This window comes from Paenibacillus sp. 2003, from assembly GCF_031455635.1.
Classification (GTDB): Bacteria; Bacillota; Bacilli; order Paenibacillales; family Paenibacillaceae; genus Paenibacillus; species Paenibacillus amylolyticus_B.
Window position 1 is genome coordinate 650593 of record NZ_JAVDTB010000001.1, and the last position, 12276, is coordinate 662868.

Annotated in this window: 9 protein-coding genes; all 9 read left to right on the forward strand. The window is 46.6% G+C overall.

Going from position 1 to position 12276, the window contains the following annotated elements; all coding sequences use genetic code 11:
- Positions 1 to 8 precede the first annotated feature (8 nt).
- The 9 genes from J2X75_RS03090 to helD all read left to right on the forward strand — a co-directional run bounded on the left by J2X75_RS03090 (position 9) and on the right by helD (position 12225).
- The gene (locus J2X75_RS03090; protein ID WP_074094500.1) at positions 9 to 899 is read left to right on the forward strand and encodes an ABC transporter permease; all 891 of its coding nucleotides are present in this window, start codon (positions 9 to 11) and stop codon (positions 897 to 899) included.
- A gap of 29 nt (positions 900 to 928) precedes the next feature.
- Entirely contained in the window at positions 929 to 1807 is an 879-nt protein-coding gene (locus J2X75_RS03095; RefSeq protein ID WP_091017431.1) for a carbohydrate ABC transporter permease, read from the forward strand.
- Positions 1808 to 1839: 32 nt separating this feature from the next.
- Positions 1840 to 2925 carry a glycoside hydrolase family 53 protein gene (locus tag J2X75_RS03100; RefSeq protein WP_310334245.1) on the forward strand — a complete coding sequence of 362 codons (1086 nt, stop codon included), beginning with the start codon at positions 1840 to 1842 and terminating at the stop codon, positions 2923 to 2925.
- Positions 2926 to 3010: 85 nt separating this feature from the next.
- Positions 3011 to 5083, forward strand: coding sequence for a beta-galactosidase (locus J2X75_RS03105; protein WP_310334246.1), 2073 nt, complete (start codon positions 3011 to 3013; stop codon positions 5081 to 5083).
- Between the two features lie 211 nt (positions 5084 to 5294).
- The gene (locus tag J2X75_RS03110; RefSeq protein WP_124113995.1) at positions 5295 to 6734 is read left to right on the forward strand and encodes an NAD-dependent malic enzyme; all 1440 of its coding nucleotides are present in this window, start codon (positions 5295 to 5297) and stop codon (positions 6732 to 6734) included.
- 1 nt (position 6735) lies between these two features.
- The gene (locus tag J2X75_RS03115; protein ID WP_310334248.1) at positions 6736 to 7458 is read left to right on the forward strand and encodes an HD domain-containing protein; all 723 of its coding nucleotides are present in this window, start codon (positions 6736 to 6738) and stop codon (positions 7456 to 7458) included.
- Between the two features lie 299 nt (positions 7459 to 7757).
- The gene (locus J2X75_RS03120; protein ID WP_017689291.1) at positions 7758 to 8825 is read left to right on the forward strand and encodes an FUSC family protein; all 1068 of its coding nucleotides are present in this window, start codon (positions 7758 to 7760) and stop codon (positions 8823 to 8825) included.
- A 319-nt stretch (positions 8826 to 9144) separates the two neighbouring features.
- Positions 9145 to 9606 (forward strand): pyridoxamine 5'-phosphate oxidase family protein, encoded by a 462-nt coding sequence (locus J2X75_RS03125; RefSeq protein ID WP_310334250.1) that lies wholly within the window; start codon positions 9145 to 9147, stop codon positions 9604 to 9606.
- A 243-nt stretch (positions 9607 to 9849) separates the two neighbouring features.
- Positions 9850 to 12225, forward strand: a complete 2376-nt coding sequence (helD, locus tag J2X75_RS03130) for an RNA polymerase recycling motor HelD (protein WP_310334252.1) — start codon at positions 9850 to 9852, stop codon at positions 12223 to 12225.
- The last annotated feature ends 51 nt before the right edge of the window (positions 12226 to 12276 follow it).

The following is a 12276-nucleotide window of genomic DNA, read 5'->3' on the forward strand; positions in this document are numbered from 1 at the left end:
GAGCAATCATGAGAACTTTGAAACGCACTTGGCCATTCCACGTTATGCTGTTGCCAGCCATTATCTTTCTGATTATCTTCAGTTATGTGCCTATGGGCGGGATCATTATGGCATTCCAGAACTACAAGCCATGGCTTGGGATTAGCGGTTCTGAATGGGTTGGGCTGGACAATTTTAGATATCTGTTTGAACGTGAAGACAGCTTACAGGTCATCTGGAACACATTGATTATTGCTGTACTTAAACTGATTTTTAATTTATTTGTTCCATTTGTTTTTGCCATTCTTTTGAATGAGGTTCGCAAGATGGCTATACAGCGAACGATCCAAACACTTGTCTATTTACCTCACTTCTTGTCCTGGGTCATTCTGGGCGGGATTTTGATAGATCTGTTGTCAACAGGCGGCTTGGTTAACCGGGTTCTGGGAACCTTTGGACTCGGGCCATATTTCTTCCTTGGAGACAACAGTTGGTTCCGATCTACGGTCATTCTGACAGATGTGTGGAAAGAATTTGGCTATAACATGATTGTCTTTCTGGCTGCCCTTGCCGGAATTAATCCAGCATTGTACGAAGCAGCGGAAATTGACGGAGCAGGACGCTGGAAACAGACACTGCACATTACAATTCCTTCACTTGTGCCGATGCTGATGGTTGTAGGAACACTGGCACTTGGTAACGTACTGAATGCCGGATTTGACCAGATTTTCAACTTGTATAACCCGCTCGTATATCAAACGGGTGACATCATTGATACATTCGTATATCGTTCCGCAATGCAAAATGGTGAGATGGGCTTTGCAACGGCGATCGGATTATTCAAATCGGTTATTAGCATGATCTTGATTCTTGTATCTTACAGCTTAGCCAAAAAATACGCTGGATACCGCATATTCTAAACGAATGAACAGAGAAAGAAGGGACCACGATGTATCATAAATCATTGCCTTATCGCGTGTTTAATATAGTCAATACCTGCTTTCTGATTCTAATTGCCATCATGTGTATCATACCGATGGTTCATGTACTGGCGGTATCCTTTAGTACAAAGGCTGCTGCCGATGCAAATTTGGTCAATCTCTGGCCTGTAGGTTTCTCCCTTGAGGCATACAAAAAGACAATGAACAATCCAATTTTCTTGAACTCGCTCTGGATCTCACTGTTACGTACAGTGATTGGTACAGCTATCACCTTGCTGATTACGTTCCTGGCGGCGTATCCGTTGTCCAAAGAGAATAGTGAGTTCAAAGGCAGAACGATTTACTCCTGGATTTTTGTATTTAGCATGATTTTCAATGGAGGGCTGGTTCCATTCTATATGGTTATCCAGAAGATCGGGTTGATGGATTCCTTCTGGGTACTTGTACTACCGGGGGCGGTTAATACATTCCTTGTCATCCTGATGCTGAACTTCTTCCGTGGTATTCCAAAAGAGCTGGAGGAAGCAGCGCTGATGGATGGAGCTAACCATTTCAGAACATTGTTCAGTATCTTCCTTCCCATTTCGATGCCGTCCATTGCAACAATTGCATTGTTCAGTATGGTGTTCCACTGGAATTCCTGGTTTGATGGCTTGCTCTATATGAATAACGCCAAGGATTACCCACTTGCTACATTTATGCAAACAGTCATTATTGGACGTGACATGAGTAGCATGAGCATGAATCCCAAAGAGATGGAATCTCTCTCTCAAACTACGGTAAGGGCAGCTCAGATCTTCATCGGAAGTGCACCAATCTTGATTGTGTATCCTTTCCTGCAACGTTTCTTTGTCAAAGGTATGACGTTGGGCTCAGTTAAAGGCTGAGCCTGTACCCCAAATTAATGGAGGTTGATACAGTGAGCAATTTGACGGAAAAGACATTCATTCTGGGAATGGATGTGTCCTTTATGGATGAAATCGAACAGCATGGCGGGAGTTATAGTGATGTGGATGGCAAGGAACAAGACTTGCTGTCCATCCTGAAGATTAATGACGCTAACGCGATACGACTTCGAATCTGGAATGATCCTGTTGGTGGATTCTGCAATCTGGAGCGGACGGTGGAGGTAGCCAAACGGATCAAGGAACAGGGATTGAAATTTTTGCTGGATTTCCATTACTCTGATCGCTGGGCTGATCCAGCCAATCAATGGAAGCCGAAAGCATGGGAGAATCTGTCCTATGAAGAGCTTCAACGTGCGGTATGCATGTATACGGCTGACGTTCTGAGAACGTTGAAGGAACACGATGCGCTTCCAGACATGGTGCAGGTGGGCAACGAGATTACCCCAGGCATGTTATGGAATGAGGGACGTGTTGGTGGAGAAGAGCATGATACGGATGAACAGTGGGAGCGTTTTGCCGGCCTTGTGAAGTACGGAATTGCTGCGGTCAAATCCGTTGACGCGGATATTCAGATTATGATACATATTGATCGTGGTGGAGATAACGCCGAGAGCCGCAAGTTTTACGATCGCTTTGAAGCACTGGGTGTGGAGTTCGATATCATTGGTCTCTCGTATTATCCTTGGTGGCATGGCACACTTGATGCGTTACGTGATAATCTTCATGATCTGGCTGAGCGTTATGGCAAACCGATCAATGTAGTTGAAACCGCTTATCCATGGACGTTGGAGCAGCCGGAAGGCATTGAATGGATTTTGAATCAGGAAGATATGTTGTTGCCAGGATACCCTGCAAGTGTAGAGGGACAGACCAAATATCTGAAGGATTTATTGCAGATTATCCGCGAAGTTCCTGGTGGTTTGGGGCACGGATTCTATTATTGGGAACCTGCCTGGATACCAAGTAAAGAAGAATGGTCCGTCGGGCACCCGAATAACTGGGGCAACCTCACCATGTTTGATTTTAAAGGTCGCAAGTTGGAATCGTTTACAGCACTCGCTACTGCAGAAGAATCTGATGTCGTGACATACGTGTAATCTAGCGTAATACGTATCTTCTGTGAAGTCGTTGTTATCGTATATAAATTAAAAAAACAGTAATTAAAGCAAGGGAGTTGTCCTTATGACATACAAATTTCCACCTGTAAGTTCCAAAGCCCCGCACATGTTGCATGGCGCAGACTATAACCCGGAGCAATGGCTCCGCTACCCTGAAGTTCTGGAAGAAGATATTCGCTTGATGAAGCTTGCCAAGTGTAACGTGATGTCCATTGGTATCTTCTCATGGGTATCCCTTGAGCCGGAAGAGGGTGTATACACGTTTGAATGGCTGGATCAGGTATTGGATCGATTTGCAGCAAACGGCATCTATGCATTCCTGGCTACACCAAGTGGTGCCAGACCTGCCTGGATGTCCGCGAAGTATCCGGAAGTGCTCCGTGTATCCGAGAAGCGTGTCCGCAATCTGCATGGTTTCCGTCACAACCATTGTTATACTTCCCCGGTATACCGTGAAAAGGTTACTGCGATCAACACAAAACTGGCAGAGCGTTATTCGGATCATCCGGCTGTAATCGGCTGGCATATCTCAAACGAGTTCGGCGGAGACTGTCATTGTGATTATTGTCAGGAAGCGTTCCGTGGTTGGGTTCAGAATAAGTATAAAACACTCGATGAACTTAATCATTCGTGGTGGACCACATTCTGGAGCCATACGGTTACAGACTGGAGTCAAGTGGAATCTCCTGCTCCACACGGTGAGACACAGGTACACGCGATGAATCTGGATTGGCGCCGTTTCGTTACGGATCAGACAGCTGATTTTATCGTGCATGAAACGAAACCTTTGAAAGCTCAGAATCCCGATCTGCCAGTCACAACGAACCTGATGGAATTCTATGGCGGTCTGAACTATTGGAAGTTCGCCGATATTCTGGACTTCCTCTCTTGGGACAGTTATCCGACTTGGCATGATGCAGATGACGACGCGAAACAGGCATCCCGTATCGCAATGATGCATGATATCGTTCGTTCCATCAAAGGCGGTCAGCCGTTCTTGCTGATGGAGAGTACTCCAAGTTCTACGAATTGGCAAGATGTCAGCAAGCTGAAAAAACCTGGCATGCATCTGCTCTCTTCTCTCCAGGCTGTGGCACACGGTTCCGATAGTGTTCAGTACTTCCAGTGGAGAAAAAGCCGGGGGTCCAGTGAGAAACTTCATGGTGCGGTGGTAGACCACGTAGGAACGGAACACACTCGAGTGTTCCAAGATGTCACCGACGTAGGAACGGCTCTTGAAGGTATGGAAGCCATTGTAGGAACAGCGGTTCCGGCAGAAGTTGCAATCATATTTGATTGGGAAAACCGCTGGGCCGTTAATGATTCCCAGGGTCCACGCAATATCGGTGTGAAGTATGAGCAGACCGTGGAAGAGCATTACGAAGCGTTTTGGAAAAAGGGAGTCGCTGTAGACGTTATCGATATGGATGCAGATCTGTCCAAGTACAAGCTGCTGATTGCGCCAATGCTCTATCTGGTACGTGAAGGTGTCGGGGAACGCATTGAGAAGTTTGTAGAACAAGGTGGTACGTTTGTAGCAACTTACTGGTCTGGTATTGTAAATGAAAACGATCTGTGTTTCCTGGGTGGATTCCCAGGCCCACTGCGTAAGACACTTGGCATCTGGTCCGAGGAAATTGACGGACTGCATGATCGTGATCTGAACGGAATCATTCCGGAGAAGGGCAATGAGCTTCAGCTCAATACAGCGTATGATGCAATTGAACTGTGTGATCTGATTCATCTGGAAGGCGCGAAGTCACTGGCTACTTATCGTTCTGACTTTTATGCCGGACGTCCGGCATTGACGGTTAACCAGTTGGGTTCAGGAAAAGCATATTACGTAGCGACACGTCTGAAAGCACCATTCTATGATGATTTCTATGCGAAACTAATCGCTGACCTGAACATTGAGCGTGGACTTGAAACCGAGTTGCCTGCCGGAACAACGGCACATACACGTACAGATGGTACAGCAGATTATGTGTTTGTACAGAACTACACGCCAGATGAGAAGCTGGTTGAACTAGATGGACAGTCCTATACCGATCTGCTCAGTGGTGATGCCGTGGAAGCAAGTCTCAGCTTGAAGCCATATGACATTTGTGTTCTGCGCAGACCGGCTGCCCGGAAATAATATAGGTTCTATATGTTACTAAATAAATGAAGTTAGTATTAAGAAGAGATTGCCCTGAAACGCCTGCATTGGTGTTCAGGGCATCTTTTTTATTTTATGCATTTGGCTGTTGAACGACTTTTTCTGGACAAGATAAAGGATAAACGTGTCCGCGCAGCGAAGACAAACACGTAACATGTAACTCAAGACTTTCAGTCTGGGAGGAATGGAAATGAATCAAAGAAATCTGGATGGTAACAGCATTATTATTCGACTGGAAATGACAACTAAGGATATCAAGTTTGGCGAAGTGGCTTCGGCCATCTCGGAAGCTGGGGGAGACATCATTGCAATCGACGTGATTTCCACCAATCAGGATGTAAGCGTGCGCGACTTGACGGTCGCAGTTACAGATGCACAAGATAACAGTAAAATTATAGAAGGGGTGCGCCAGCTTAAAGGTGTGTCCATTATTAATGTATCGGATCGGACGTTCCTGCTTCATCTGGGCGGTAAGATCGAAGTAACACCAAAGACCCCGATTCAAAACCGGGAAGATCTGTCACGTGTGTACACACCGGATGTGGCTCGTGTATGTTCAGCCATTTCAGAAGAACCTGGCAAAGCCTTCTCATTGACAATTAAACGGAATACAGTGGCCGTCATATCTGATGGCAGTGCGGTGCTTGGGCTTGGTAATATTGGGCCTCGTGCAGCGATGCCTGTCATGGAAGGTAAAGCGATGTTATTCAAACAGTTTGCTGGTGTGGATGCTTTCCCAATCTGCCTGGACACACAGGATACCGAGGAAATCATACGTACTGTGAAAGCGATATCACCTGGTTTTGGCGGCATTAATCTGGAGGATATCTCGTCACCGCGTTGTTTCGAAATTGAACGTCGTCTGAATGAGGAATTGGACATTCCTGTATTTCATGATGACCAGCATGGCACAGCGGTTGTGTTATATGCCGGTCTGATCAATGCGCTCAAACTGGTGGGCAAGTCCATTGAAGATGTGAAGATTGTGGTCTGCGGTATTGGTGCAGCAGGTGTAGCTTGCAGCAACATATTATTGTCTGCAGGAGCCAGTCGACTTATTGGTGTCGATCGTGAGGGTGCGATTGTACGGACACAAACCTATGAGAATGAAGTCTGGAGTGATTATGCAGCTCGTACAAACCCGGAACTGGAAACCGGATCACTGCGCGATGTCATCCGTGGAGCGGACGTGTTCATTGGCCTGTCCCGCGGCAATCTGTTAACTCGCGAAGATGTGCAGACCATGGCAGAAGATCCAATTGTGTTTGCAATGGCAAACCCGGTACCTGAGATAATGCCTGCATTGGTGGAAGACATTGTGGCGGTAATGGCAACAGGCCGATCCGATTATCCGAATCAGATCAACAACGTGTTATGTTTCCCGGGTATCTTCAGGGCAGTTCTGGATTGCCGAGCCACCGAAATTAATGAAGAAATGAAGTTGGCAGCTGCGCAAGCGATTGCTTCGGCCATTACGGATGAAGAGCGTACACGTTATTACATTATTCCGAGTGTGTTCAATGATAAAGTGGTCAAATCGATGCGCAGTCGCGTGATTGAAGCAGCTATTAAGACGGGTGTAGCTCGGCGTATTCCGCGTGAACAGGCCCGTGAAGGCGGGGAATCGTAAGATGTCAGAGAACCCTCTTCAATCTGGTGGGAATCTGCAGGAATTAGGGCACATGCATAATATAGATGGAATAACGGCAGGAGAGGCAGTTCTGCGCGACGCCCGATCCTTTGTTCAAAGGGACTCATCCAAGCATAGTGATGGTCATGACTGGCCGCACATTGAACGGGTAACCGCACTTGCGGTTGAACTCGCTCACCGCATGGGTGCAGATCCATTTGTCTGCGAACTGGCTGCTTTATTACATGATGTACCGGATGAGAAGCTGAATGAGAGCTTGGAAGCCGGGATGGCCAAGCTGAATGACTGGCTGGATACCCAGCCTCTTGACCCGGATATACGTAATAAGGTTGTAGGTATTATTAACACTATCTCATATGCGGGAGGGCAGCGCCCTGCAGTCAGTTCGCTTGAAGCACAGGTTGTGCAGGATGCAGATCGACTGGATGCACTTGGTGCGATTGGGATCGCGCGAACCTTTGCCTTTTCAGGAGCCAGAGGGCGCGAGATGTACAATCCCTTCCTCCCCCCACGGGAGCAGATGACCCGTGAGGAATATCGTAATGGGCGCAGCACAACGATAAATCACTTTTACGAGAAGTTGTTCAAGCTCAAGGATCTGATGAATACCTCCTATGGCAGGGAGCTGGCGGAACAGCGTCATGATTATATGGTGCAGTTTGTGGACCAGTTCAAAAGGGAATGGGAGGGCACGGACCGTTAGGCAGGCATAATAAGCATGAGTATTCCACAGAGGTATAATAAGTAACAGAGGCGAATCTTTGAAGTGGAGAAATCCATTTTGAAGATTTGCTTCTTTTTGGGTTAATAATGTGTATTAACATACATAAAGAAATCAATTTCACAATACCTCTGACTTATGACATGGCAACGGAAGACCTTACATGGTACAATAAATCGTTCTCCTGAATGAATTCAGGCAAAAAAAGAAATATGGGGTAATAATGAACATGATCATCAAATGTAAAATTTCAGGTTCGGTAAAGAGGAGGGGTCACCACCATGTCGTTTGGTGCACGTGTACTTAAGACGGGGATCGCGGTCACGCTTGCCTTGTACCTAAGCAGCCTGTTCTTGAACCCGCAATCTCCCGTGCCTGCCGCAATCGCGGCTATATTCGCCATGCAGCCTTCCATCTATCGTTCCTGGAAATACTTCCTGGATCAATTGCAAACAACCACGCTGGGAGCTATTGTCGCCCTGGTGGGGGGCATGGTGTTGTCCAATGAGCCAATCGCCGTTGGATTAATTATTGTACTTGTCATCATGATCTGTCTTAAATTGAATATGGGTGAGACGGTTGGCCTGACACTGGTCACGGTTGTATCCATTATGGAAGCCTCGGGTGACTGGCATTTTGCACTCAATCGTTTTCTGTTGACACTGGTTGGTATCGTATCGGCGTTTCTCATTAACATTACGGTATTTCCTCCGAAACCGAAGGTTCAGTTCGTGAAGCAGATCCATAGTGTATTCAGCGGTATGTCGTTACTGCTGCGAACCTCGATCTCGGATGAGATCAAGGAAGTTGTATTCCGGGAGGAGAAAAGCAACCTTGGTGGTTCCATTAAGTCTTTGTCCGACAAGTATAATTTGTTCGAAGAGGAACAGAAAAAGATGAAACGTTCGAAATTCAGCGAAACTCGTCAGATGGTGGTCTACAAACAAATGCTGCTGAGTCTGCAAAAAGGGTATGAGGTGCTGGATTCGGTGGAACGCCACTATTTCCAGGCACCGCGGACAACGGCCATGGATCAGTTTTTTGACTCACATCTTGAACTGGTTATCAAATTCCATGAGCATGCACTGCTTAAGTTCGAGGATAAGCTGAAACCTAATGGAGAAGAGGCCGCACAGTTTGTATTGGATAATGACCGTTTCATGGAGCAGGCGATCACCCAGTTTGATATCGACAAGGAAGGGATGTTACGATTGTCGATCGTGGCTGCTGCGATCTATGATTACGGATATCAGTTGGAACGTCTGAATCGACTTGCCGAGCATGTGCATAGTGCCAGTGAAGACAAAGAATCACAGGACAAAATTTTAAATTGGCTTAAGTGGCCTTAAGTGCGAGTTCAAAAAGGCTGGTTTTCAGTACCGAGAAGATGGAATGAAGCTAGAAATGGAGTAGCGGAGCGTAGGAAAAACTACGTGAGCAACGGACATTTCGGCTGAATTTCATATTCGATGCTGATGATGCCGTTAGGCATGACTCGTAATCAAAAGTAGACTTTTTGAACAACCTCTCTAAGTGCGAATTGCGCACCTGCTTGGCGATCATATACAATGTAGTTACAACATTGCCCGGACCATCGTGTCCGGGTTGTTTTGTCATACATAGGGCTGAAGCGCATGAATGATTTTTAACGAACTGAGGGATAGAGACATGATTATAGAGGAATTGGACGCTGAACTAATGGAATGGTTGAGTGGGACAAATCTGGAGCATAAACAGCATGAAGCCATGCAACTGCTAACCGTATCTGAGGATCAATGGCCGCATCAGGCGATGATCAGTATGGGGGAAGTGATTGCGATAAATCCGCATCAGCTTAGACTTGCTTTATGGCCAGGTACACAGACCAGTATGAACATGAGTAAAACAGGCAAGGCTACCTTGATTGCGGTTCAAGGACATCGATTGCTGCATATCCGTATAGAAGTAGAACGGCTGTCTGAGATTAAGGGCGCTGTTCATCTGAGAGATCGTTTTGAAGCACAAGTGCTCCATGTACGTGTGGATCACGCGCCATATGCGGAGATCACTTCAGGAATAACCTTTCAATTAAAAGATGAATTTGGAGCAATTACACGCTGGAAAGAGACGATTGAAGAATTACGAAAATAGGCAGGAGTAGCTAAATCAGATGAGGACCCGGTGATTGGGTAATAATGAAGAAGAAAACAACAAAAAACGCCTCCGCTTGCATCGGGACGTTGTCACTGGTACAATAAAAAATGGTTTTCAGAAATTAGAACTAATTAACATATAATTAAAATGTTTACTTTCTAATAATTATACCATTGCCTTTTCGGGCTTGTCAAATGGGATTTTGAGGACACAATCCGGGGAAAGAGGGGCTATTAACATATGAGTACAGATCAGCAATGGAATGAGGAACAACAACGGGTCAACACCGTGACCGATCAGATTGAACGCAAGATCACAACGTTAGAAGATGAAGTAGGCTCCTTTCGTGACGAAGTGGTTGGAATGAGAAAAGACTTTTGGGACGAAGTCACGATGAACTTTAGTGAAGCGGACGATGTCGGAGAGACATCAACCAGCATGCGGCAGCAGTCACAGGTACTATCCGATCGGGAGCGCAGCCATCTAAATACAGCGGCTGCATTGGACAAAATGAAACGACTGCATCACTCACCATATTTCGGGCGTATTGATTTCAAGGAAGACGGGTATCCAAATGCAGAACGCATTTACCTGGGCATTGCCTCGTTGCTGGATGAAAAAGAGGAATCCTTTCTGGTCTACGACTGGCGTGCACCGATCTCAAACCTGTATTATGACGGGGCGCCAGGCCCAATTACGTACCAGACACCAAGCGGGGAGATCAGCGGTGATATAAAGATGAAGCGGCAGTTTGTCATTCGGGACGGACGTATCCGGTTTATGTTTGACACAGGGGTTACGATTGGTGATGAGCTGTTGCAGGCCGTGCTCAGTCGAACTTCGGATGCACAGATGAAGAGTATTGTAGCGACCATTCAGAAGGAGCAGAACCGGATTATCCGTAATGACCGGACACGCATGCTCATTGTGCAAGGCGCAGCTGGCAGTGGCAAAACATCGGCGGCTCTCCAGCGTGTGGCATATCTTCTCTATAAATACCGCGAGCATCTGCAAGCGGATCAGATGGTTCTTTTTTCACCAAATCCGATGTTCAACAGTTATGTCTCCACGGTACTGCCTGAGCTTGGGGAGGAAAACATGTTGCAAACGACCTTCCAGGAGTATTTGGAGCGCCGTTTGGGTCGTGAATATCAACTGGAAGATCCGTTTATTCAACTCGAATATGTACTTACAGGGACGGAAGATCCCGATTACGATGTTCGCATGTCCAGCATTCGGTTCAAGTCGTCCGAAACTTTCCTCAAGGTTATTACACGTTATAAGGAAAGCATGTTGTCAGGTGGCATGAAATTCAAGCCGGTACGCTTCCAGGGCCGAGCGATTGTCACGTCAGAGGCTATGGCTGAGAAATTCTATAGTTTCGAATCGTCCGTTAAGCTGGTGAGTCGACTGGAGATGTTGCGGGACTGGATGCTGAAAGAACTGTCTGCCTTTGGTAAAGGTGAACTGGATGCGCCTTGGGTTGATCAGCAGCTTGATCTAATGGAGCCGGAGGATCTGCAACGTGCGTATCAACGGTTGAAGCGCAAGCAAAAAGGAAAGACCCATACGTTTAATGACTTCGAGCAGGAAAGAGAAATTCTGGCACGTATGGTGGTCAGTGACCGACTCAAACCGTTGCGGAAATGGATCAAGTCCTTACGATTCGTTGATATAAGACAATTATATTCACATCTGTTCAACGATCAGGCTCAGATGGAGCGATTGCTGGGTGATGAAGCGCTGCCTGCTCAATGGGATGAAATCTGTAAGATGACTTTACGCAGATTGAAGGCTCAGGAGTTGGCATATGAAGATATTACCCCATACTTGTACTTGCGTGAGCTTATGCTTGGATTCCATATTAATTCCAATATTCGCCATGTCATCATTGATGAAGCCCAGGATTATTCTGCGTTTCAGTTGGCATTTATGAAGAGATTGTTCCCACGGGCGAAAATAACAGCACTTGGTGACTTTAATCAGGCAATCTATGCCCACTCTTCTGTACTAAGTGGAACAGGACCCTTGACTAACCTGTACGGACCAGACAACACGGAAGTCATTGAGCTGACCAGAAGTTATCGATCTACCCGGGAGATTGTGGAGTTTACCCGTGGCATGGTGCCTGGTGGGGAAGAAATTATTCCATTTAACCGCAGCGGTGAGAAACCTAAAGTTATCGTTTCTTCTGATTCAGAGCGTCATATAAACGTCATCACGACAGACCTGAAGCACTTGATTAAGGAAGGGTACGAATCGGTTGCAGTCATCTGCAAGACCGCCGAAGAGAGCAGAGACGTACATGCTGCATTGGGTAAGGCGCTGCCCACAGCACCGAAGTTAATCAAGAAAACGACGCTGGCTTTTGAGCAGGGTGTTCATGTGATCCCGGCGTATCTGGCCAAAGGTGTGGAGTTTGATGCTGTCCTGATCTATGACGGCTCTGCGGAGCAGTATGCTCAGGAACATGAACGCAAATTGTTCTATACGGCTTGCACACGAGCAATGCATCTGCTGCACGTTTACTGTGTGGGCACACCGAGTCCGTTCATTACCGCCCAGTCGGAAGAATGGTATGATCTTGGCAAGGTGTCTGCTGCGCAAGTGGACTGACATAACACCTCATATGCATGAAGAAGGCTTCCGTTCAATGGAACGGGAGTC